Here is a 21,518-nt window from a genome sequence, read left to right as displayed (position 1 = left end):
CTAACAAAGTGCGATTGAGGCGATACGGGGGAAATTTTCCGTGACCAAGGGGGAAGAGTGACCGTCGTGACGCAGCCTGATGTGAGTGTGATCATCGGGGCGTACGAAGCGATGCCGTACCTGGTCGAATGCCTGGCATCCGTCGAGGCGCAGACCATCGAACCGGCACGCATGGAGGTCATCGCGGTCGACGACGGCTCGACGGACGGTACCGGGGAGTACCTGGAGGAGTTCGCGGCGCGCGCTCCCATGTCCGTCACCGTCATCCGGCAGGAGAACTCCGGCGGCCCCAGCGGACCGCGCAACGTCGGCCTGGGCAAGGCGGCCGGGCGCTACGTCTTCTTCCTCGACGCCGACGACCGGCTCGGCCCCGAGGCCCTGGAGCGCATGGTCGCCATGGCCGACAAGAACGGCACGGACGTCGTCCTCGGCCGGGTGGAGGGCGTCAACCGCACCGCACCGAAGTCGATGTGGGGCAAGACGCTCGACCGGGCCGACGTCTTCACCTCCAACATCAAGTTCACGCTCAGCGCCCAGAAGCTGTTCCGCCGCGCCCTGCTGGAACAGCACGGCATGCGCTTCGACGAGTCGCTGTTCACCGGCGAGGACGCCCTGTTCACGCTGGAGGCGTACCTGCGCGCGGACGGCGTCTCCGTGGTCGCCGACTACACCTGCTACTACCTGGTCGGCCGCGACGACGGCAAGCACGTCACCAAGTCCGGCAGCTACACGCTCCGCTTCGACTCCGCGCGCGCCCTGATGAAGCTGATCGCCGACCTGGTGCCGGCCGGGGACAAGCGCGACCTCCTCATGGTCCGGCCGTTCCTCATCACGCTGCTGCCGCAGTTCGGGCCCAAGTTCCTGACCGACAGCGAAGAGGTGCGCCGGCACAAGTTCGAGCTGGCCAAGCCGCTCATGGACACCTACTGGACGCCCGGCGTGGCCCGCCGCCTCAAGGTGCACGAGCGGCTGCGGCTGCACCTGGTCGCCATGCAGCGGTCCGATCTGCTGCTGGACGTGGTCAAGTTCGTCAAGGCGAAGAAGCAGGCCGCCGCCGTCCTGGAGAAGCGCGGTACGCGGCTGTACCTCATCTACCCGCACTTCCGGTCCAAGACGGCCGGCATCCCCGACGAGATGTATCTCGCCGACGCCCGCGAGGCCCGTGCCTTCGAGGGCTACCGCGAGGCGGCCGCCAACTCCGTGGTCCGCCGGGCCCTGCGCAAGGTGCGGCGGACGGTGCGGCGGATGCTGCCCGGCAAGGGCTTCGGGGCGGCGGCGGCCTGAGCGGCCCGGCCGGCCCCGTGACGGGTCCCGGGCGAGTGCCCGGGACCCCGCGTACCGCCGGGAGCTACCGCTTGCCCGACTGCAGCGCGCGTCGCAGGGGCCGGCCCACCACGCGCCGCGCGCGGCGGTAGACGGAGGTGGCGGGGGCCGGGATCACCGCCGCGGCCTTCTGCTTCACCTTCTGTGCCTTCGCCAGCTCCCGCCGCAACTGGGCGTTGTCCTGGGACAGTTCGGTCACCTGGGTGTGCAGCCAGCCGAACCGGCTGGTCAGCGAGGCGAGGTCGGTGTCGTTCCACGGCCGGACGCCCGGCGGGAAGGCGAGCGACCGCATCCGCTCGTCGAAGGCCGCGCCGCCGTCGCCGTGCGTGAAGGTGTTCCGCAGCCCGTTCTTGTCCAGGAAGCCCACGAACCGGTCGAAGCGTTCCGCGTGGCCCCCGACCAGCCCGCTCAGGTCCGCCTGCTCGTACAGCCGGACCGGGTCCGCCGCCTCCGGGTCCTTCGCGACCTCGTTGAGCCGCCGGTGCGGGATCTCGAAGTACCGGCACAGCTCCAGCGTGCGCGAGTCCCCGCACAGCACGGTCGCGGGCGTGCCCGCGAGCAGCGCCGCGATGTTGCCGTGGATGCGGGAGCCGAAGGAGAAGTCGTAGGACCGCAGGTCGTCGATCCAGGTGACCGGGTCGATGTACACCCGCGCCTTGCCCTCGCGGTACATCGGGTGGTCCGGGTGGGTCGGCATCGCCGTCACCCGGGCGTTCGGGTCGCTGAGGTCCCGCCAGTGCAGCTGCCGCGCGTCGCTGATGTTCTGCCCGATGAAGCACAGGTTCGGGTGGCGGGCGTGGGCGCGGGCGATGATCCGGTCCATGCCCTGCTTCTGCACCGCGTTGTGCGAACCGTTCACGGCGATCCGCGAGTCCGCGGTCAGCCCGGGCACCCGCTTGCGCACGTCGAGCTCGCGGCCGTACAGGAACAGGGACGGGCAGCCGATGACCTCGACATCGCGGAAGCCCATGTCCCGCAGGTACTGCTCGGTGAACTCGCCGCGCACCCCGATCGAGGCGCTGCGGTCCAGCACCGCCGCGCAGAAGTCGCGCACGGCCTGCTCCATAGGCTTCAGCCGCGCCGGGTCGTAGTTCAGCCCGGTCTGCGCGCCGACACCCAGCACCACCACGGGGATGCGCAGCTTTTCGATCAACCGGGTCAGCCGCTTCAGACGGCCCTCGAACGAGGGCCGGAAGGCGTTGGCGAGCGGTACGACGAACGCGTCGTACTCCGCGTTGATCCGGGCCGCGGCCGACAGATCCGTCCCGATGCCGTTGGAGACGACCTCGGTCTCCGGCGTCTGGAGGATCTTGTGAGCGGCGTCACTGAAGATCAGGTTGCCGGAGTTGGTGGCGATGACGTCCCGGTGGAGGGCTTCCTCGGTGGACAGCACGTCGTACGGGCTCTTGCCCGACCGGAGGAGGATGCGCTTCACGGGGCGAACGGGGCGAACAGTAGATGACACAACGTTCAACTTATGTTGGGACACGATTTAATTTCTACAAGCAACCAACACAACCTTTTTGCCGTACGCGAACGGTGAGCAAACGACTACGCCCCGCCTGTCCGGGAGCTGGACCGGTGCGCACCGACCGATCCACTTCGCGTAGATTGCCGGACAGTAGCCGGACAGCGCGCGCGAGGGGACGGACGACACGGTGGCAAGGGCAAGGCAGGCCGTGGGCGAGGCCCGCAGGATCGTCGTCAAGGTGGGGTCCTCGTCCCTGACCACCGCCGCGGGCGGCCTGGACGCCGACCGTGTCGACGCCCTCGTCGACGTCCTCGCCAAGATCCGCAGCGGCGGGGAGCGGGAGATCGTCCTCGTCTCCTCCGGCGCCATCGCCGCCGGCCTCGCCCCGCTCGGTCTGCGCCGCCGCCCCAAGGACCTCGCCCGCCAGCAGGCCGCCGCCAGCGTCGGCCAGGGCCTGCTCGTCGCCCGCTACACCGCCTCCTTCGCCCGCTACGGCGTCCGCGTCGGCCAAGTCCTGCTCACCAGTGACGACATGAGCCGCCGCGCCCACCACCGCAACGCCTCCCGCACCCTCGACAAGCTGCTCGCCATGGGTGCCTTCCCGGTCGTCAACGAGAACGACACCGTCGCCACCGACGAGATCCGCTTCGGCGACAACGACCGCCTCGCCGCCCTCGTCGCCCATCTCGTCCACGCCGACCTGCTGGTCCTCCTCTCCGACATCGACGGCGTCTACGACGGCGACCCCAGCAAGCCCGGCACCTCGCGGATAGCGGAAGTGAAGGGCCCGGAGGACCTCGCCGGCGTCGAGATCGGCAGCGCCGGCAAGGCGGGCGTCGGTACCGGCGGCATGGTCACCAAGGTGGAGGCCGCCCGCATCGCCGCCGCCGCCGGCATCCCGGTGGTCCTGACCAGCGCCGTCCACGCGGCCGAGGCGCTGGCCGGCGGCGACACCGGCACCTACTTCCACCCCACCGGCAAGCGCTCCGCCGACCGCCTCCTCTGGCTGCAGCACGCCTCCACCCCGCAGGGCGCCCTGACCCTGGACGACGGCGCGGTGGACGCGGTCGTGAAGGGCCGCAAGTCGCTGCTGCCCGCCGGGATCGCCGCCGTCGAGGGCGAGTTCAGCGCCGGCGACCCCGTCGAACTGCGCGACACCCGGGGCCACGCGGTGGCCCGGGGGCTCGTCAACTTCGACGCCAAGGAGATCCCCCGGCTGCTCGGACGTTCGACCCGCGAGCTGGCACGCGAGCTGGGCCCCGCGTACGAACGCGAGGTCGTACACCGGGACGACCTGGTGCTCCTGCACGCGTGACACCCGAAGAACCGCTCGTAAAACAGGGCGTACGGAACGCCCCCGGTGGGGGACGTTCCGTAAAACCACCACGCGGAGCCCGGCGGCCTGCTCAACTTTGTCTCGGGGACATGTTGCGGGAACGCGTTCCGTCAAGGGGCCGAGCGAGTCATGTGAGTGCGAGCCATGCGTGAAGGAGGCCGTCGTGAGACGAGTGCGCCCTGGGGCGGCGTCCCGCGGTGCTCTGACGAGCGTCGCGGCCGGGGACACCTATGAGGAACCCAAGGACCTGCCCAGGCTGTGGCACGTCACCCTCAGCGTCTCCGGGAAGAAGGTCCCGCTGCCCGAGCTGCGGCGGGCCCTGGAACAGCTCGCCCACGACCATCCCTTCCTGCTGACCAGCAGATACGCGACCGACCACGCCGAGATCCGGTACTGGGAAGAGGCCCGCGACCTGCACGACGCCGCCGCCGTGGCGCTGCGCCTGTGGGGCGAGCACCGGCAGAGCGCCGGCCTGCCGGCCTGGGAGATCGTCGGCCTGGAGGTCATCGACCGCGAGACCTACCACCACCGCATCGCCGAGGGCTACGGTCCCCCGCCGGCGACACCGGTGGGAGTGCACCCGTTCTGAGCCGGGGGAAGGCCGGGGGAAGGCCGGGGCAGAGGTCAGGAGAAGCCGGGGGAGGCCGAGGGCGAGGCCAGGAGGGCCTGGGGGAGGCCGGGGAAGGCGGGGGAGTCCGGGACTCCGGGGGATGGGTTCACCCCCTTTTGGGGTGTCTCGGGGTGTGGGACGACCGCTGAACCGCCGCGCCTCGCGCACTACCCTTCCCTCATGACCACGCTCTCGCCGTACGACTCGATGTCCCCGGTCACCCAGGCCGCCTACCGGGCCAAGGCCGCCGCCGCCGACCTCGCGCCGCTCCCGCGCGCCGCGAAGGACGACGCGCTGCTCGCCATCGCCGACGCCCTGGAGGTCCGGACCGCCGAGATCGTCGAGGCCAACGCCAAGGACGTGGCCAGGGCCCGGGAGAACGGCACCAGCGAGGCCATCGTCGACCGGCTCACCCTCACCCCCGAGCGGGTTCGCGCCATCGCCTCCGACGTCCGCGACGTCGCGAAGCTGCCCGACCCGGTCGGCGAGGTCGTCCGCGGCTCCACCCTCCCCAACGGCATCGACCTGCGCCAGGTCCGCGTCCCGCTCGGCGTCGTCGGCATCATCTACGAGGCCCGTCCGAACGTCACCGTCGACGCCGCCGCCCTCTGCCTGAAGTCCGGCAACGCCGTCCTGCTGCGCGGCTCCGCCTCCGCCTACGAGTCCAACAGCGCCCTCGTCCGGGTCATCCGGGACGCCGTCGGCGGTGCCGGGCTGCCCGCCGACGCCGTCCAGCTCGTACCCGGCGAGAGCCGCGACTCCGTCCGGGAGCTGATGCGCGCCCGCGGCCTCGTCGACGTCCTCATCCCGCGCGGCGGCGCCTCTCTGATCCAGACCGTGGTGAGCGAGTCCACGGTCCCCGTGATCGAGACCGGCACCGGCAACTGCCACGTCTACGTCGACGCCCAGGCCGACATCGACATGGCCGTCGAGATCCTGATCAACTCCAAGGCCCAGCGGGTCAGCGTCTGCAACGCCGCCGAGACCCTCCTCGTCCACCAGGACATCGCCCCCGAGTTCCTGCCGCGCGCCCTGGACGCCCTCGCCGAGGCCGGCGTCACCGTCCACGCCGACGAACGGGTCATGGCCTACGCCAAGGACTCCAAGGCCACCGTCGTCGAGGCGACCGCCGAGGACTGGGAGACCGAGTACCTCTCCCACGACATCGCCGCCGCCGTCGTGGACTCCCTCGACAGGGCCGTCGAACACATCCGCCTGTGGACCTCCGGCCACACCGAGGCCATCGTCACCACCTCCCAGCAGGCCGCCCGCCGCTTCACCCAGCTGGTCGACTCCACCACCGTCGCCGTGAACGCCTCCACCCGCTTCACCGACGGCAGCCAGTTCGGCTTCGGCGCCGAGATCGGCATCTCCACCCAGAAGCTGCACGCCCGCGGCCCCATGGGCCTGCCGGAGCTGACCAGCACGAAATACATCGTCACCGGCGACGGACACGTGCGCCGCTGAGGTCCACGGGCGCACGGGCCCCGGACGTTCACTCTTCCGGCCGCATCCCCGGCGCCGTGCGCCCCGGCCGAAAGACGTCTCACCAGGCAGACGAATTTCCATACCGTCTGCCCAAATTGACCCCCCAGGTCTACTCTGGACCCGTGCCGGAGGACGTGGGGGGCACGCCGTTCTCTGACGGCTGGGAGCCCGACGACGACCACGACCGCGGGGTGTCGGACGAAGAGTTCGCCTCCGTGGTCTTCGACGAGGACTTCGTACAGGCGGCCACGGTTCATGAGCCCACCGCCGTCGAACGCCTCCTGGCCGCGGCCCAGGCCAGAGCCGAGGCCTCCGAGGCGGAGGCCCGCCGGGCCCGCGCCAGAGGCGAGCGGTACGACGACGGCTACGGCCCCGAGGGCGCCGAATTCGGCCAAGATCACGACGACGAACCGGACGACACCTACGTCCTCGGCGACAGCCCCTACGGCCCCTACGGCAAGCAGGTCCGCTGGCACCGGCCGGTGGCCTGGTTCCTCGCCGTCGTGATGGGCATCGGCATGGTCGCCCTGGCCTTCGCCGCCGTCTACCGGGGAGGCTCCTCGGGCAGCCGCGACCGGGTCCCCGCACCCGCCTCGACCGGCCTGGAACAGGGCAGCGCGTCCGCGCCCGCCGCCTCCGCCGACCACTCCCGGCCGGCCGTCTCGGCCGTCCCGCCCTCCCCCTGAGCGCCCCCCCGCACTCTTGGTGAGAACCTGTCAGAAGTTGTCGTGAGCGGGGCGTTTACCCGGGGCCCACCAGACCTACTCTGAAAGTATGGGCGGGCCTGGAGACCCACCGGAGGGGACACCCGAGGGCGGCCCCGGAGGTGCGGAGGACGAATACCGATCCGTCGTCTTCGACGAGTCGTTCGTCCGTGCTGCCCGCCTCCAGGAGTTCTCCGCCGAGGAGCGGATGGCCGACCACGCGCCCGCCGTACGCCGCCGCCCGCCCCTGCACCGCGGACTCACCCGGCAGGCCCTGGTCCTCGTCCTGCTGATCGCCGTCGCCTTCGGCACCGCGATCTTCATGGGCGTCCGCCAGCCCTACACATCCCCGCAGACCCGGCGGCCCATCGAGGCCCTGCGGATGACGGTCATCCCACTCGCCCCGCAGGGCAGGGTGCCCGGCGCCGCCGACGCCGAGCGCCTGTTCGCGCACAGCCTCGCCGCCCCGTTCGAGGTCGGCGCCGAGGGCATACCCCTGCCCGCCTCCCGCAGCACCGCCCACTTCTCCGACAGCCAGGTGGTGAACGCGCTCACCACCGTCAAGGACTACATCGTCCGCTCCTCGCTCTACCCCGAGGTGCTCACCGGCCGCGAGGTGCGCCCCGCCCGGGCTCTGGTCGACTCGGAGCAGCTCGCCCAGTTCGACCAGAGCTTCGACCGTCCGGCGGCGGACGGCCGGCACGCGCCGACGGGCTGGGTGGTCCGCATCGACCCCGCCCGGGCCCAGCTGGCCGACGACCGGATCCGGGTCTCCGGCACCCTGCACGCCGCCGAGGCCGACGCCGCGACGCTGGAGGTCACCGCCGACCACACCTTCGTCTACGCCCTGCGCCCCACCGGCGCCGCCTCCGCCGCCCCCGCCTCCCTCTTCACGGTCCGCCGCGAGCTGACCTTCCACCTGGACCAGGACGACCTGCGCACCCACCAGGTCCAGCTGATCACCTCGTACGTCCAGGCGGGCCCCCTCGCCTGCCCCGAGGACTCCTCGGCCTACCTCCGCCCCCTGCTGGCCGGCCAGACAGCCAGGTCGGGCGGCCCCGCGGGCACCAACCCCTACGAGACGGACAGCGCCACGGCCCTGTGCGGAACCCTGTCCACCGAGGCGCAGCCGGAGGTGTGAGGCGGGCCGGGGGCCGCGAGCCGAGCCTCTACTCCTCGTCCCGGGCCTTTACTCCTCGTCCCGGGGCGTTACCACTCGTCCCGGGCCTCTACTCCTCGTCCGTGCCGGGGGCGGCGTCCCCCTTGGCCGGCGGCGGGTTCTTGAAGCCGTCGAAGCCGCGCCGGACCCGGCCGCCCAGATCGCCCGCGCCGCCCGCGAGGTCCGTGACCAGCTTCATCAGCGGGTCCTTCGAGGTCTTCACATCGCTCGCGTAGCTGGCCGCCGACTCGCGGAAGGAGTCACTGACCGAAGTGTCCTTGTCCTCGCTGCGCCGCGGGTAGTGGCCGTCCATGATCCGCTGGTAGTCCCGGGACTCGGCCCACTTCTTCAGCTCGGCGGCCCGCACGGTGGTGAACGGGTGCGAGCGGGGCAGCACGTTCAGGATCTTCAGCACGGAGTCGCGCAGATCGCCCCCGGATTCGTACTCCTCGGCCTGCTCCAGGAACGCGTCCACGTTCATCTCGTGCAGATGGTTGCCACCCGCGATCTTCATCAGGCCCCGCATCGAGGCCCGGACGTCCTGGCCCACCAGCAGACCCGCCCGGTCGGCGGACAGCTCCGACTTGCGGAACCACTCCCGCAGCGCCGCGACGAGCGCCATGATCGCCAGGTTGCCCAGCGGGATCCAGGCGACCTTCAGCGCGAGGCTCGTCAGGAACAGCAGGACCGTGCGGTACACCGAGTGCCCGGACAACGCGTGCCCGACCTCGTGCCCGACGACCGCACGCATCTCCTCCTCGTCGAGCAGCTCCACCAGCCCCGTGCTGACCACGATGATCGGCTCGTCCAGGCCGATGCACATCGCGTTCGGCTGCGGGTCCTGCGTGACGTACAGCGGCGGGACCTTCTCCAGGTCCAGGATGTAACAGGCGTCCAGCAGCATGTCGTGCAGGTGCGAGAACTGCCGCTCGGAGACACGGACCGAGTCGGACAGGAACAGCAGTCTGAGGCTCCGCTCCGGCAACAGCCCGCTGAGCGCCTTGAAGACGGTGTCGAACCCGCTCAGCTTGCGCAGCGCCACCAGGGCCGAACGGTCGGCCGGGTGCTCGTAGGCCCGTGAGGAGATCCCGGGGAAGCGCCTGCGCTGCCTGCTCGGCACCCGCTCGTGCCCCGTGTGCTGGTGGCTGTCGTCGGACATGTCTTCCCCCATGTGCGTGTGAGTGCCCACTGTGCCCCCCGAGGCGAGGCACAGCCTAGGCGGAGATACCGTGGACGGGCAGTACACCCGAAGGAGTCCCCGCCATGGAGCACCACCCCGCAGCCGCCCGGCTGACCGAGGCCGCCACGAGCGCCGTCCAGCAGCACGGGACGGGCAACCTGCTCCGTGTCGTACTGATCGTGATGGTCCTCGGCTGTGCTCTGACCGCCTGGTTCCTGCTGCGCGGCTACAAGCGGAAGGACGACTGAGAAGCGGCGAAAGTTCCCCGCCGCCGACGGCGAAAGTCCCCTGCCGCGGACGTCCGCCCGGCGCCCTCCGTCCCCAACGGCGGAGTCGGCGTGATCGCGGAGGGGCCGCCCGCTTACGATGAGCCGACATCTTTATTCCGCCCACACGCGATAGGTCCTGCCGAAGATGAGCTTCCACAGCGCCGCAGCCCAGTTGGTCACCCTTGCCGCCGAAGGCGAGACGCACGGCGGAAACCACAACAGCCTCAACCCGGCCATCACCGGCGGCAGCGCCCTGGTCATCCTCCTGCTGCTGCTGTGGATCACCACCCGCTTCAACCGCGACCGCTGAACGGGGAACCCGTCCCCGGCCGGACGTCCGAGGCCGGGCCGGTAGGGTCTGCACGCATGGGAGAGCAGGACATGCCTACCGGTCCGGCGCACGAGACGGCCGACGACACGGTGAAGCACCCGCAGCACGGCCCGGGCCACGGCCCCGCCCACACCGGCAAGCGACGCCTGGGCGTCATGGGCGGCACCTTCGACCCGATCCACCACGGGCACCTCGTGGCGGCCAGCGAGGTCGCCGCGCAGTTCCAGCTGGACGAGGTGGTGTTCGTCCCCACCGGCCAGCCATGGCAGAAGTCCCACCGCAAGGTCTCCCCGGCCGAGGACCGCTATCTGATGACGGTCATCGCCACCGCCGAGAACCCGCAGTTCTCCGTCAGCCGCATCGACATCGACCGCGGCGGCCCCACCTACACCGTGGACACCCTGCGTGATCTGCGCGCCCTCAACCCGGACACCGACCTCTTCTTCATCACCGGTGCCGACGCCCTCGCCCAACTGCTGACCTGGCGCGACTCGGAGGAACTGTTCTCCCTCGCGCACTTCATCGGCGTCACCCGTCCCGGCCACCACCTGACCGACCCCGGGCTGCCGGAAGGCGGCGTCTCGCTCGTCGAGGTGCCGGCGCTCGCCATCTCCTCCACGGACTGCCGTGCGAGAGTCGCCAAGGGGGACCCCATCTGGTACATGGTGCCGGACGGAGTCGTGCGCTATATCGACAAGCGCGAGCTGTACCGCGGCGAGTGAGCCGAGAGGGGCACCGGTGAACGACCGATACGACGCGGGGTACGGAGACGGCCCGTACGAACTCGTCGGCTACGACGAGTACGGCCGGCCCGTGTACCGGCAGGGTCCTGCACAACAGGCCGCCCAGGCGCCACAGTCTCCGCAGGCTCAGCAGGCGGCCTACGACCCGTACGCCCAGCAACAGGGCTACGGCTACGACCCCTACGCCACCGGCCAGCAGCCACCGGCGTCCTCCTACGGCTCCGGCCGGCAGCAGCCCGGCTACGACGCCTACGGCTCCCAGGCCCCGTACGACCCGTACGCCACCACCCAGGACACCACCGGCTACGACCCCTACGGGTACGCGGCGAACAGCGGGCAGCAGCCCCGGGTCGCCGAGCAGACCGCCTACATCCCGCAGCAGGCCGGCCCCGCGGAGGACCTGCGGACCCCGGAGGAGGCCGAGGCCGCCCCGGAAGGGACCCCGGACGGGCCCTCGGACGGGTCCCGCGGCGAGGCCCCGGGCGAACGGGACTACCGCACCGAGCAGTTCGCGTTCGTCGAGGAGCCGGACGGCGACTCCGAGGACGTCATCGACTGGCTGAAGTTCACCGAGAACCGCACCGAGCGCCGCGAGGAGGCCCGCCGCCGCGCCCGCGGCCGGCTCATCGCCCTCGTCGTCGTCCTCGCCCTCGTCGCGGTCGGTGGTGTCGGCTACCTCTGGTACGCGGGAAAGCTTCCCGGCCTGTCCTCCTCCGACGGCGAGAGCGGCACCGCCACACCCGCCGCCGCCCAGAAACGCGACGTGCTCGTCGTCCACCTGCACAACACCGCCAAGGGCGGCACCTCCACGGCGCTGCTGGTCGACAACACCACCACCAAGCAGGGCACCACGGTCCTGCTGCCCAACTCCCTCGCGCTGACCGGCGACGACGGCTCCGCCACGACCCTCGCGAAGTCCGTGGACGCGGACGGCACCTCCGGCACCCGCGACCAGCTCGACACGGTCCTCGGCACCAGCATCCAGGGCACCTGGCGGCTCGACACCCCCTACCTGCAGAACCTCGTCGATCTCGTCGGCAACATCGAGGTCGACACCGACACCGACGTCCCCGACCCGGACGCCAAGAAGAAGGGCACCGCGCCCCTCGTCCACAAGGGCCAGGACCAGACCCTCAGCGGCAAGACGGCCGTCGCCTACGCCACCTACCGCGCCGCCGGTGAGTCGCAGAACGCCCAGCTGGAGCGGTTCGGCCAGGTCATGCAGGGTGTGCTGCGCAAGCTGTCCTCCGACGCGTCGTCGGCCACCACCACCGTGCAGACCCTGGCGCAGATCCTCGACCCGCCGCTCACCGACAAGGACCTCGGTGCCTTCCTCGCCAGGCTCGCCGAACTCGCCAAGAGCGGCGCCTACAAGACCGCCCTCCTGCCCGTGCAGACGGACGGCACGCTCAGCGCGCAGACCAGCGACAGTGTGGTGAAGGACATCCTCGGCGGCACCGCCAAGAGTCCCGACGCGGGCTCCGCGGTCCGGGTCTCCGTCCAGAACGCCACCGGTGTGAAGGACGACACGGAGAAGGCCCGCGTCGTGCTCCTCAACGGCGGCTTCACCTTCCTGGAGGGCGGCAGCGCCGCCGGCACCCAGGCCACCTCGAAGGTGACCTACGCGGACCCCGCCGACAAGGCGAACGCCGCCGAGGTCGCCAAGACCCTCGGACTGCCGGCCGGCTCCGTCACCAAGGGCGGTGTCTCCTCCGGAGCGGACGTCTCGGTGGTCCTGGGCGGGGACTACAAGCCGTCCTCGTCCTGACCCCGAGCCGCCTCCCCTCCCGGGGGGCGGCCGGGGGCACCCCACGTGCCGCGGTAATCGCGTGGGGTGCGCCGGGCGGTCCGTGAGACCCTTGATGGCAAAAGTCCGCCGACGGAAAGCCATGTAGTGACCGCCACCGACCGTTCTCTTGAGCTCATCCACACCGCCGCGCAGGCGGCCGCCGACAAGCTCGCCCATGACGTCATCGCCTACGACGTGAGCGACGTGCTGTCGATCACGGACGCCTTCCTGCTGGCATCCGCGCCGAACGACCGCCAGGTCAGGGCCATCGTCGACGAGATCGAGGAGCGCCTGCAAAAGGAACTCGGCGCCAAGCCGGTCCGCCGCGAAGGGGACCGCGAGTCCCGCTGGATCCTGCTCGACTACGTCGACATCGTCGTCCACGTCCAGCACAGCGAGGAGCGCGTCTTCTACGCTCTGGAGCGGCTGTGGAAGGACTGCCCCGAGATCGAACTGCCCGCCGAAGCCAAGGCCACCCGCGGCAAGGCCGAGGAGCACGCCAAGCTCCAGGCCGCGGAGCCCGACCAGGAGCCGGACGGGGAGTGGTGATGAGCGCCACCGGTGAGGTGACCGACCGCAAGGGCCGGGGCCGCCGCGTCATCCTGTGGCGGCACGGCCAGACCTCGTGGAACGTGGAGCGCCGCTTCCAGGGCAGCACGGACGTCGAGCTGACCGAGACCGGCATCGGCCAGGCCCGCCGTGCCGCCCGGCTGCTCGCCTCCCTGCGGCCCGACGCGATCATCTCCTCGGACCTGCGGCGTGCCGCGCACACGGCCGCCGAGCTGGCCGCCCTCACCGGCCTCGACGTCACCCGCGACGAGGGCCTGCGCGAGACCTACGCGGGTGTCTGGCAGGGGCTGACGCACGAGGAGATCATCACCCGCCACGGCGAGGAGTACGCCGCCTGGAAGCGCGGTGAGGCGGTCCGCCGCGGCGGCGGCGAACTGGAGACCGAGGTCGCCGACCGCGCCGCTCCCGTCGTGCTGCGGCACACCGAGAAGCTGCCCGAGGACGGCACCCTCGTCGTCGTCAGCCACGGCGGCACCATCCGCACCACCATCGGCCGGCTCCTCGGCCTGGAGGCACGTCACTGGGAGAGCCTCGGCGGCCTCTCCAACTGCTGCTGGTCCGTGCTCGGCGAAGGCGCCCGCGGCTGGCGCCTGCTGGAGCACAACGCGGGCACCCTCCCGGAGCCCGTCCTCGGCGACGACGACTGACCGACCCGAGGGCCCCGGACCCCGGATTTCACTTTCTGGCAGGTCACAGGCTAAAGTTCTTCTTGTTCGCCCCGCCGAGCGGGAAGAACGCAAGGGGCTATAGCTCAGTTGGTAGAGCGCCTGCATGGCATGCAGGAGGTCAGGAGTTCAATTCTCCTTAGCTCCACTGATCGACACTCTGTTGAGTTGTCAAAGATCGGTGATGAAGATCCCGTCCCCGCAAGGGGGCGGGATTTTCTGCTTTCGGCGGTGGGCGGTCTCGTTCAGGGGCTGATGATCTCTTCACTCTCCTTCCTTGCCGGTGCCGGTGCCGGGGGCCACAGCCGCTCTCTGCGCTCCCGCAGCAGCGCCAGCTTCGCCCGCGCCTCCTCGTCCGCCGGGGTGTAGACCACGATCCGGCACTCGGGCACCCCGTCGAGGGAAAGCGATTGCGAGGTCATGCGCATCTCGCCGACGGCAGCATGGCGAAAGGTCTTCACCCGGGGCCCCGGAGGCGCCACCGTGCCACTCGCCCACAGCTCCGCGAACCAGGGGCTCGCCGCCGACAGCCCGCGTATGTACTCCTCCCATGCCGCCTCGCCCACATGCCTGCCGTAGGACGACCGCAGGGTCGCCACCATCAACGGCAGCTCCTTCTCCCGGTGCACCACCGGGCAGATGCCCTCCGGCAGCGTGAACACCGTCCACAGCACGTTCGGCAGGCCCGTCGAGCGGACGTCCGGCAGCAGGAACAGGTCCCGGTACGCCGCGTTGGTGGCCAGGACGTCGTACCGCGAGTTGTAGACCACCGCCAGCAGCGGGTCCAGGGCGTCGACGATGCCCTGCACCTCCGCGCCGATCTGCCGGGCCAGGGCCTCGGGATCCGACTGGAAGGGCACCTCCGCCAGCCGGTACAGATGCTCCCGCTCCGGCGGGTCCAGTCGCAGGGTGCGCGCGACCGCGTCCAGCACCTGCGGCGAGGCGTTGATCGGCCGGCCCTGCTCCAGCCAGGTGTACCAGGTCACGCCCACTCCCGACAGCTGGGCGACCTCCTCCCGCCGCAGCCCCGGGGTGCGCCGCCGCAGTCCCGGCGGCATCCCCACGTCGGCCGGTGTCACCCGTGCCCGCCGGTTGCGCAGAAAAGTGGCCAGCTCCGGCCTGCGCCGCTGTGTCCTCGTCCCCATCGTCCAGCCCCCGTCGTCCCCGTCTTCCCATCGTCGGCGTCCGGGCCCGCCCCTTCCAGGTGCTGGCAGTACCAGCATCGGTGGGCACTCGGCACCGGTACCGGCTCGTCGTCAGGCTCGACGCCATGACGACGACATCCCGGACCGGCCCGAACACGGAGCCCCTCCCGAACTCTGCGACCAGTGAACCACCCGCCACTGACAGTGACGTCCCGACTGCTCGCCGGACGGAATCATCCGTCACGGACAGTGAAGCACCCGCCACTGACAATCGGCCCCGGCTGCTGCTCGGTGCGCTGCTCGGCGCCCTGTTCATGGCGGCGCTCGACGTGTTCATCGTGAACGTCGCGGCGCCCACGATCGGTTCCGAGCTGCGGGCCTCGGGCGCCGACCTGCAACTGGTGATCGCCGGTTACGCCATCACCTACTCCGTGCTGATGATCACCGGGGCCCGGCTCGGTGACCGGCTCGGGCACGGCCGGGTCCATCTCGCCGGGCTGGCCCTGTTCACCGCCGCCTCCCTCGCCTGCGGACTGGCACGGGGTTCGACCGAGCTGATCGTGTTCCGGCTGGTGCAGGGCGCGGGGTCGGCGCTGATGATCCCGCAGGTGCTCAGCCTCATCCAGCGCACCTTCACCGGCGAGGCCCGGGCGCGGGCGCTCGGTGCCTACTCGGCGGTCCTGGCCGTCGGTGCGGCGGCCGGCCAGGTCGTCGGCGGCGTGCTGGTCAGCGCCGACCTCTTCGGCACCGGCTGGCGGCCGGTCTTCCTGGTCAACGTGCCGGTGGGCGTCGCGCTGCTCCTGCTGGGCCGACGGGTCCTGCCGCTGGGCGGTGCCGGCGGCCGGGAGCGGGCCCGGGCGCTCGACCTGCCCGGGCTGGTGCTGCTCGGTGCCGCCGTGTCGCTGCTGACGGTGCCGCTGGTGCTCGGCCAGGAGGAGGACTGGCCGCTGTGGTCCTGGCTGTCGCTGGCCGGAGCCGTGCTGCTGTTCGCCCTGTTCTGCGGCTACGAGTCCCGGCTCGCCCGGCGCGGCGGCGCCCCGCTCATCGCGCCCCGGGTGGTGCGGCACCCCGGCATCGGGCCGGCCGTCCTCCGGATCCTGGCCGCCATGTCGGTCAACGCCGGCTATCTCTTCGCGCTGACGCTGCACGTACAGGGCGGCCTCGGCTACAGCGCCCTGCGGGCGGGGCTGAGCTTCGCGCCGACCGCGGCCGTCTTCGGCGTGGTCAGCCTCACCTGGCGGAAGTGGCCGGCCGCCTGGCAGCGGATTCTCGCACCGGCCGGGTTCGCGCTCACCGCGGTCTCCGTCGCCGTCGTGGGAACCGCTTTCCACGGCGGCGGTGGCGGGGGAGCGGTCCTGTACGCCGGGTACACCGGCACGGGTGCCGGGCTGGCGCTCGCCTTCAGCCCCACGCTCACCGGCGCGCTGGCCACCGTGCGGCCCGAGGACGCGGCGGACGCCAGCGGGCTGCTGGCGACGGTCGCGCAGCTCGGTCAGCTGCTCGGCGTCGCGGCGTTCGGCACACTGTTCCTGAACCGGCTTGAGTCGTTCGGGGTCGTGCGCTCGTATACCTCGGGGCAAGCGTTCTCGGTATGCGCCTGGGCGCTGGCCGGAACGGCTGCGGTGGGAGCCGTGTCCGGACTGGTACTGAGGCGTCGCTGACCGTATTGGTCCGGCCGTGGCAGAATCAAACGGCCGGAAGGGGGCGCGGCCCGACGGGAGGGAGTGGCGATGCCTGCGAGCATCCTTGAGGAGGTCGGCCACCTCCTCGGTGCGGCGTTGATACGGGACACGACCACCCGGCTGAGCTGCCCTTCCTGCGGTTCCGCGCATGTGGCGCAGGTCCTCGGCGACAACGGCGGAATCTCCTACGTGTGCACGGCCTGCGGCCACAGCTGGAGCTGATCGATGGGTGCACACAGGCGAAAGTGCGATTGGTGCGGGAGCGGTACGCCCATCGTCCGTGACATGGAGCCGATCAACCCCGATTACCAGTACTGGTGCGAGGAATGCGCGCGGGCGCTGATCATAAAAGGCGACCCGATCGAGACGTATCGGGAACTGGAGGGCGAGCCGATCTACGGCCGCCTCCTGGAGGAGCACTGCACGCTCAAGAGGTTCTACCAGTTCGTGACGGCTTGACGCCGACGCCGTCGAGCCCGGTTTTCGGCAACGATGTCCGGGCCAGCGCGAGGAAGAGTGCACCGGTCCCTCCGTAGACGGCCGACAGCATCAACTGCGATCCCGCCAGGTGGAGTTCGGGCCGCCCGCTTCCGTGCGGCACCCACCAGGGGGCGTACGAGCAGAACACCAGCGCGGTGCCCAGGGCCGCCGCCCGGTGCCCGTGTGTCCACAACAGCAGTACCAGTGGCACGCACCACACCCAGTGGTGGGTCCACGACACCGGGCTGATCAGCAGGGCGGTGACGGCGCAGGCGCACACCGCCCACGCCCGCAGCCCCCGCAACTCCGCCCGCACGGCCACCGCGAGGCCCAGGACGGCCAGCCCGGCCGCGGGGACCGCCCAGAGGGCTCCCGGGTCCGGCGTGTGCAGCAGACGCGCCAGGGCGCCGCGCAGGGCCTGATTGGCGGTGTCCTCCGGGCGCCCGACCCGGCTCGCGCGGTACACCGTGTCCGTCCAGAACCGCCAGGAGTCGCACGGCAGGGCGGCCGCCGCCAGCAGGGTCGCCCCGGCGAACGCCACGGCCGCCCCGCGCGCGTGCCGCAGCCACGGCCCTCCGCGCCCGCTCCCCAGGCGGGCCGCGAGACCCGAGGCGAGCAGCAGCACCGGGAACAGCGCGGGCGTCAGCTTGACCGCCGCGGCCAGCCCGAGGCCCACCCCGGTCCAGCGGTCGTACCCGCCGGCGGGGCGGCGGGTCAGGTCCCACAGCACCAGGACGGCCAGCAGCAGGTTGATCTGGCCGTAGCGCACGGTCGTCCACACGGGCTCGCACCACACCGCCGGCGCCGAGACCCACCAGACGGACTCCCCGCGCGCGTGGCCGACGAGTTTCAGCGACAGCCGGACGAACACCACCAGCAGCGCGAGGTTGCCCGCCGTCGCCAGCGCGCGCAGGAGCGCGGTGTCCAGCAGGGGCAGCGGGGTGAACAGCAGGGCCGCGAACGGCGGATAGGTGGTGGGCAGGTGCGCGGCCGTCGCGCGCAGGGCGTAGAGGTCGCCACCGGCGCGCACGGCGGCGCCCTCGGCCCGGTAGACCATCAGGTCGATCATCGACACGTGCGCCGCCCGCTGAGCGGCCCAGAACGCCGCGAAGGACGCCAGGCACACGGCCGGCGCGACCCAGACCCGGCGGCGGGCTGCGGACGAGGCGATCATGGTCATGAAACCGACATTAGCTGCCGTATCGACGCGAAGCCGAAACCGATTTGGAGCTGCGCCCCCGGGCCTGTAATGTTTACGACGTCGCCGGGGGAACCGGGCGAAACAACAAAACAAGGGGCTATAGCTCAGTTGGTAGAGCGCCTGCATGGCATGCAGGAGGTCAGGAGTTCAATTCTCCTTAGCTCCACAGAAATCGAAGGCGGATCATCCTGGTGGATGGTCCGCTTTCGGCGTGTTCCGGAACACAGGACACGCGGAACGCGACACGCGCGAACGAATCGGCGGGCCACTCGAATCGAGTGACCCGCCGTTCGCGCCGCCTCGGCGGTCCGGTCCGTTCGCGTCGTCGTCGTCGGTCCGGTCCGTTCGCGCCGTCCTCAGCGTCCCAGTGCGCGCCGGCCGCGCCCCTGGGAGAGGACCGGCAGATTGCGCGACGGGGCCTGCCCGCGCGTGTCCTCCTCGATGCGCAGGGCGAGCGCCGGGCAACGGCGCACCGCGCGCAGCGCCTTCGCCTCCGCGTAGCGCGGCACCTGCGCCTGGGCGACGGTCGGGAAACCGTCGGCCCCGAGCTCGAACACCTCCGGGAGGATGTCCGCGCACAGTCCGTGGCCCCGGCAGAGCGTCCAGTCGACGTAGATCTTCTGACGGCTGCCGCCGGCCTCCTCGGGCTCGCCGCCGCCCGCGACGCCCGCGGGGGCCCTGCCGCCCTCGAAGAGCGGCAGAACACCCTCCACGGGCCGTCCGCAGCCGTTTCCGAGGACGTGGGCGGCCAGGTCGTCGGTGAACGCCTTGATGGTCGACTCCAGGAACATCGCCGAGCCGTCCGGGTGCGAACACGCCCCGCGCCGCTTCACGTTCTTCGCGACCTGTTTCAGCGCCTCCAGCGCGGCCGGCCCGCCGCCGTTCAGGATGTCCTCCATGCCGCGCGCGGCGGCGGGCAGTCCGAGATAGCAGGGCCCGCACTGGCCGGCGCTCTCCTCGGCCAGCCACTGCGCGACCCGCAGCGACTCGCCCAGCGGGCACGTCTCCTGGCTGATCGGCAGGATCGCGCCCGCGCCCAGCGAACCGCCGACCGCGTCCAGCGAGTTGCGGGAGACGACCGCCTCGTCGACGGTCGCCGCGTCGATCCACTTGCCGTGATAGCCGCCGGTCAGCACGCCCTGCGGCACCGGCGGGGCGCCCGCCAGCTGCAGCACGTAGCGCAGCGGCACGCCCGTGGGGACCTCGATCACCATCGGGCGGGCGACCGCGCCGGACACGGTGAGCATCACGGTGCCCGGCTCGTCGTACAGGCCGGTGTTGCCGTAGCGCTCCGGGCCGATGCGGGCGGCGATGGCCAGCTGCGCGAACGTCTCCGCGTTGGACAGCAGGGTGGGCGCGCCGCCGACGCCGCTCTGCGAGGCGCTGATCTTGCGGCCGGGCGGGACCGCGGGGCCGCCGTCGACCGAGCGGATCAGCGAGGCGGCGGCGCCGGTGACCATGCGCACCGGATTGCGCTGCACCCACGCGCGCAGCGCCGATCTACGGCTGTTGCTCAGGCCGCGTTCGGCGAGCGCGGCCTCCATGGAGCGCTGCGTGGACTCCCGGGTGACACCGATGACGAGCGTGCGCGCGCCGAGCGCCTCGGCGCACAGCAGCGCGCCGTCCAGGATGAGGTGCGGGGCACGGTTGATCAGCACCGTGTCCTTGCGGCAGGCCGGTTCGTCCTCGCTGCCGTTGACCACGACGACCGGCCGCACCCCGCGCTTGATCGCCGACTCGGCGACCGCGCGCAGCTTCTTGTGGAAGGGGAAGCCGGCGCCGCCGCGGCCCTTGAGGTTGATGGCTTCGGCGAGCTGGGCGAGCTGCTCGCCGCCGAGCGGGTCGAGTGGCCCGTGCACCTTCAGATGCATGGGCAGATCGAGCCGCTCCACAAGGTCGAAGCCCGACGTGAGCTGGGGAAGTCCGACCACGCGGACTTCGGGGACGTCGGGCAGGGCCTCGTTCACTTAAAGCCTCCGGAAGGCGTGTTCCAAGGTTCGCCCGAACCCGGTGTCTCGTAGGACGAGCCGGGCAGCGTTTCGGTGGCGGGACCGCTGTTGTACGTGTCACTCGGGTTGTACGTGCCATAGAGGCCGTTTGTCTCACCGGTGTCGTACACGTCACTTCCGCCGTATCCGCCGGTGCCCGGATTGCCGTAGGCCGGGATGGTGTATCCGGTGTCCTGCAGCGGGTCGTACGCGGACGGCGGGGCCTCGCCGACCGGCGGCGGGGAGGGGATCGGCCAGCTGCCCGAGGTGCTGGAGGGGCCGTCCACGCGCGGGATGGCCTCCGTGGGCTGCAGATCCAGCGGCAGGTTCATGCGGGCGGTCTGGTCGGCCGGGAAGGGCTGCTGGGAACGGCCCGGCGTGGACACCGCGCGGTAGGCCGCCGCGAAGCCGGACGCGGGCTCGGCGGCCGGGGCGGCCGGGGTCTGGTAGAGCGGGGCCGAGGCCGTGCCGGCGGGCGACTGCCGACGCTCCCGCCGGCTCTCGAAGCCGGGCACCGCCGAGTCGGCCACCCGGGAGCGGCTCGCGTCCAGATCGTCCAGCCCGGGCCGTTCCGAGCTGCCGAACAGGGCCACCAGCCGGTCGGCGACCCTGCGCTTGACCGGGCGCGGTGCGGCACGCAGCGCGAGCGCGCCCATCACGCCGAGCAGGGACAGGCTGTAGAGGATCACGAAGATCGGCTTGGCCGAGCGACCCGCGTAGAGGCCGTGGAGAAGCGCCGCGCACCAGGCCGGGTAGGCCAGCATGTGCATGGCGCGCCAGCGGGCGGCGACCGGAGCCGGGGTGGCGAAGTTGCTGCGCAGGGCTCCGGTGATGCCCACGAAGATCATCAGCAGGCCGGCCAGCGAGCCCAGGCCGATCAGGCCGCCGATTCCGGTGAAGCCGAGCGAGAACGGGATGATCGCGGCGATCAGCTGGGTGTGGTCCAGCGCGATCTTCGTGGTGATGTGCAGCAACAGGAACGCGATCGAGGCGACCGCGGTCGTCCGGTGCACCGCCTGGCCGACGATCCGCTGGCGTGTGTTCAGGAAGATCCGGTCCTGGGCGAACAGGCCCCAGATCACCGAGCAGCTCAGCGAGACGAGCGACAGCACGCCCGCGCCGAAGTTCAGGAAGTCGCGGAACTGGCTGCCTCCGACCAGCACGACCACGGGTATCAGCAGCAGGACGACAGCGGACGCCACCCCATAGGCCGACCGGCCGGGTTTGGGGAGCGAGCTGGTACTACGACGAGGGTTCATGGGGGCAACTCCGAGCAGTTTCGGGAAAGCGGTCCCGCTGCCGCACTCTAAGTGGCGCCATACCGATCAGTACGGGGTTTGAGTTATTGCGTTGTTATCAACGGACAATGCGACGGGGGCGGTGT

Annotated in this window: 21 protein-coding genes and 2 tRNA genes; 17 read left to right on the top strand and 6 right to left on the bottom strand. The window is 71.3% G+C overall.

Going from position 1 to position 21,518, the window contains the following annotated elements; all coding sequences use genetic code 11:
• Positions 1–66 precede the first annotated feature (66 nt).
• Positions 67–1,284, top strand: a complete 1,218-nt coding sequence (locus ACZ7KF_RS11455; protein WP_471071794.1) for a glycosyltransferase family 2 protein — start codon at positions 67–69, stop codon at positions 1,282–1,284.
• Positions 1,285–1,348: 64 nt separating this feature from the next.
• Here ACZ7KF_RS11455 and ACZ7KF_RS11450 read toward each other — a convergent pair whose 3' ends face one another.
• The gene (locus ACZ7KF_RS11450) at positions 1,349–2,758 is read right to left on the bottom strand and encodes a polysaccharide pyruvyl transferase family protein (protein ID WP_471071791.1); all 1,410 of its coding nucleotides are present in this window, start codon (positions 2,756–2,758) and stop codon (positions 1,349–1,351) included.
• 244 nt (positions 2,759–3,002) lie between these two features.
• On the opposite strand from ACZ7KF_RS11450, the gene proB reads away from it, so the two are divergent.
• The 5 genes from proB to ACZ7KF_RS11425 all read left to right on the top strand — a co-directional run bounded on the left by proB (position 3,003) and on the right by ACZ7KF_RS11425 (position 8,073).
• On the top strand, positions 3,003–4,109 hold the full coding sequence (gene proB / locus ACZ7KF_RS11445; RefSeq protein ID WP_471072253.1) for a glutamate 5-kinase: 1,107 nt from the start codon (positions 3,003–3,005) through the stop codon (positions 4,107–4,109).
• Positions 4,110–4,293: 184 nt separating this feature from the next.
• Entirely contained in the window at positions 4,294–4,719 is a 426-nt protein-coding gene (locus ACZ7KF_RS11440; RefSeq protein WP_471071788.1) for a hypothetical protein, read from the top strand.
• A 201-nt stretch (positions 4,720–4,920) separates the two neighbouring features.
• Entirely contained in the window at positions 4,921–6,207 is a 1,287-nt protein-coding gene (locus tag ACZ7KF_RS11435) for a glutamate-5-semialdehyde dehydrogenase (RefSeq protein WP_471071785.1), read from the top strand.
• Between the two features lie 143 nt (positions 6,208–6,350).
• Positions 6,351–6,914, top strand: coding sequence for an SCO2584 family spore wall biosynthesis protein (locus ACZ7KF_RS11430; protein ID WP_471071783.1), 564 nt, complete (start codon positions 6,351–6,353; stop codon positions 6,912–6,914).
• 88 nt (positions 6,915–7,002) lie between these two features.
• Positions 7,003–8,073 (top strand): SCO2583 family membrane protein, encoded by a 1,071-nt coding sequence (locus tag ACZ7KF_RS11425; RefSeq protein ID WP_471071780.1) that lies wholly within the window; start codon positions 7,003–7,005, stop codon positions 8,071–8,073.
• Between the two features lie 88 nt (positions 8,074–8,161).
• On the opposite strand, the gene ACZ7KF_RS11420 is transcribed toward ACZ7KF_RS11425, so the two are convergent.
• On the bottom strand, positions 8,162–9,250 hold the full coding sequence (locus ACZ7KF_RS11420) for a M48 family metallopeptidase (protein WP_471071777.1): 1,089 nt from the start codon (positions 9,248–9,250) through the stop codon (positions 8,162–8,164).
• A 104-nt stretch (positions 9,251–9,354) separates the two neighbouring features.
• Between ACZ7KF_RS11420 and ACZ7KF_RS11415 the strand changes: the two genes are divergently transcribed.
• The 7 genes from ACZ7KF_RS11415 to ACZ7KF_RS11385 all read left to right on the top strand — a co-directional run bounded on the left by ACZ7KF_RS11415 (position 9,355) and on the right by ACZ7KF_RS11385 (position 13,786).
• Positions 9,355–9,519, top strand: coding sequence for a hypothetical protein (locus tag ACZ7KF_RS11415; RefSeq protein WP_471071774.1), 165 nt, complete (start codon positions 9,355–9,357; stop codon positions 9,517–9,519).
• Between the two features lie 166 nt (positions 9,520–9,685).
• Complete coding sequence (locus ACZ7KF_RS11410) at positions 9,686–9,850, top strand: hypothetical protein (RefSeq protein ID WP_225821267.1); 165 nt, start codon at positions 9,686–9,688, stop codon at positions 9,848–9,850.
• A 56-nt stretch (positions 9,851–9,906) separates the two neighbouring features.
• A complete protein-coding gene (gene nadD / locus ACZ7KF_RS11405) occupies positions 9,907–10,593 on the top strand; it encodes a nicotinate-nucleotide adenylyltransferase (RefSeq protein WP_471071771.1) in 687 nt (228 codons plus the stop codon).
• A gap of 16 nt (positions 10,594–10,609) precedes the next feature.
• Complete coding sequence (locus ACZ7KF_RS11400) at positions 10,610–12,382, top strand: LCP family protein (RefSeq protein ID WP_471071768.1); 1,773 nt, start codon at positions 10,610–10,612, stop codon at positions 12,380–12,382.
• A 126-nt stretch (positions 12,383–12,508) separates the two neighbouring features.
• Positions 12,509–12,952 (top strand): ribosome silencing factor, encoded by a 444-nt coding sequence (gene rsfS / locus ACZ7KF_RS11395; protein ID WP_471071765.1) that lies wholly within the window; start codon positions 12,509–12,511, stop codon positions 12,950–12,952.
• The gene (locus ACZ7KF_RS11390) at positions 12,952–13,620 is read left to right on the top strand and encodes a histidine phosphatase family protein (protein WP_471071762.1); all 669 of its coding nucleotides are present in this window, start codon (positions 12,952–12,954) and stop codon (positions 13,618–13,620) included. Before rsfS ends, ACZ7KF_RS11390 begins: the two co-directional genes overlap by 1 nt.
• A gap of 93 nt (positions 13,621–13,713) precedes the next feature.
• Positions 13,714–13,786 (top strand) — tRNA-Ala (locus ACZ7KF_RS11385).
• A gap of 97 nt (positions 13,787–13,883) precedes the next feature.
• On the opposite strand, the gene ACZ7KF_RS11380 is transcribed toward ACZ7KF_RS11385, so the two are convergent.
• Positions 13,884–14,783: a helix-turn-helix transcriptional regulator gene (locus ACZ7KF_RS11380; RefSeq protein WP_471071759.1), complete on the bottom strand. Its 900-nt coding sequence runs from the start codon at positions 14,781–14,783 to the stop codon at positions 13,884–13,886.
• 314 nt (positions 14,784–15,097) lie between these two features.
• Here ACZ7KF_RS11380 and ACZ7KF_RS11375 point away from each other — a divergent pair, with 314 nt between their 5' ends.
• From ACZ7KF_RS11375 to ACZ7KF_RS11365, 3 genes are all read left to right on the top strand, one after another.
• Positions 15,098–16,444: an MFS transporter gene (locus ACZ7KF_RS11375; protein WP_471071756.1), complete on the top strand. Its 1,347-nt coding sequence runs from the start codon at positions 15,098–15,100 to the stop codon at positions 16,442–16,444.
• Between the two features lie 69 nt (positions 16,445–16,513).
• Positions 16,514–16,687, top strand: a complete 174-nt coding sequence (locus ACZ7KF_RS11370) for a hypothetical protein (protein ID WP_014672673.1) — start codon at positions 16,514–16,516, stop codon at positions 16,685–16,687.
• A 3-nt stretch (positions 16,688–16,690) separates the two neighbouring features.
• Positions 16,691–16,924 carry a hypothetical protein gene (locus tag ACZ7KF_RS11365; protein WP_030653820.1) on the top strand — a complete coding sequence of 78 codons (234 nt, stop codon included), beginning with the start codon at positions 16,691–16,693 and terminating at the stop codon, positions 16,922–16,924.
• Here ACZ7KF_RS11365 and ACZ7KF_RS11360 read toward each other — a convergent pair.
• On the bottom strand, positions 16,893–18,125 hold the full coding sequence (locus ACZ7KF_RS11360; protein WP_471071753.1) for a glycosyltransferase 87 family protein: 1,233 nt from the start codon (positions 18,123–18,125) through the stop codon (positions 16,893–16,895). The two genes, ACZ7KF_RS11365 and ACZ7KF_RS11360, sit on opposite strands and share 32 nt — an antisense overlap.
• A 114-nt stretch (positions 18,126–18,239) precedes the next feature.
• Between ACZ7KF_RS11360 and ACZ7KF_RS11355 the strand changes: the two genes are divergently transcribed.
• Positions 18,240–18,312 (top strand) — tRNA-Ala (locus ACZ7KF_RS11355).
• Positions 18,313–18,502: 190 nt separating this feature from the next.
• Here the strand turns inward: ACZ7KF_RS11355 and ACZ7KF_RS11350 are convergent.
• Together ACZ7KF_RS11350 and ACZ7KF_RS11345 are read right to left on the bottom strand one after the other, a co-directional pair.
• Positions 18,503–20,113 (bottom strand): NADH-ubiquinone oxidoreductase-F iron-sulfur binding region domain-containing protein, encoded by a 1,611-nt coding sequence (locus tag ACZ7KF_RS11350; protein ID WP_471071750.1) that lies wholly within the window; start codon positions 20,111–20,113, stop codon positions 18,503–18,505.
• A complete protein-coding gene (locus ACZ7KF_RS11345) occupies positions 20,110–21,393 on the bottom strand; it encodes a cytochrome b/b6 domain-containing protein (protein ID WP_471071747.1) in 1,284 nt (427 codons plus the stop codon). Before ACZ7KF_RS11345 ends, ACZ7KF_RS11350 begins: the two co-directional genes overlap by 4 nt.
• Positions 21,394–21,518: the final 125 nt, after the last annotated feature.

It is taken from the genome of Streptomyces sp. NPDC038200 (assembly GCF_055600785.1).
The sequence above is the reverse complement of the archived record's forward strand: the minus strand, read 5'-3'. Positions and strand labels throughout refer to the sequence as shown.

Bases quoted from the DNA above. Each gene is read 5' to 3' on its own strand.
- ACZ7KF_RS11365 (WP_030653820.1), top strand. From the start codon at position 16,691: ATGGGTGCACACAGGCGAAAGTGCGATTGGTGCGGGAGCGGTACGCCC.
- ACZ7KF_RS11420 (WP_471071777.1), bottom strand. From the start codon at position 9,250: ATGTCCGACGACAGCCACCAGCACACGGGGCACGAGCGGGTGCCGAGC.
- nadD (WP_471071771.1), top strand. From the start codon at position 9,907: ATGGGAGAGCAGGACATGCCTACCGGTCCGGCGCACGAGACGGCCGAC.
- ACZ7KF_RS11410 (WP_225821267.1), top strand. From the start codon at position 9,686: ATGAGCTTCCACAGCGCCGCAGCCCAGTTGGTCACCCTTGCCGCCGAA.
- ACZ7KF_RS11390 (WP_471071762.1), top strand. From the start codon at position 12,952: ATGAGCGCCACCGGTGAGGTGACCGACCGCAAGGGCCGGGGCCGCCGC.
- ACZ7KF_RS11345 (WP_471071747.1), bottom strand. From the start codon at position 21,393: ATGAACCCTCGTCGTAGTACCAGCTCGCTCCCCAAACCCGGCCGGTCG.
- ACZ7KF_RS11375 (WP_471071756.1), top strand. From the start codon at position 15,098: ATGGCGGCGCTCGACGTGTTCATCGTGAACGTCGCGGCGCCCACGATC.
- ACZ7KF_RS11435 (WP_471071785.1), top strand. From the start codon at position 4,921: ATGACCACGCTCTCGCCGTACGACTCGATGTCCCCGGTCACCCAGGCC.
- ACZ7KF_RS11415 (WP_471071774.1), top strand. From the start codon at position 9,355: ATGGAGCACCACCCCGCAGCCGCCCGGCTGACCGAGGCCGCCACGAGC.
- ACZ7KF_RS11370 (WP_014672673.1), top strand. From the start codon at position 16,514: ATGCCTGCGAGCATCCTTGAGGAGGTCGGCCACCTCCTCGGTGCGGCG.
- ACZ7KF_RS11425 (WP_471071780.1), top strand. From the start codon at position 7,003: ATGGGCGGGCCTGGAGACCCACCGGAGGGGACACCCGAGGGCGGCCCC.
- ACZ7KF_RS11360 (WP_471071753.1), bottom strand. From the start codon at position 18,125: ATGACCATGATCGCCTCGTCCGCAGCCCGCCGCCGGGTCTGGGTCGCG.
- ACZ7KF_RS11380 (WP_471071759.1), bottom strand. From the start codon at position 14,783: ATGGGGACGAGGACACAGCGGCGCAGGCCGGAGCTGGCCACTTTTCTG.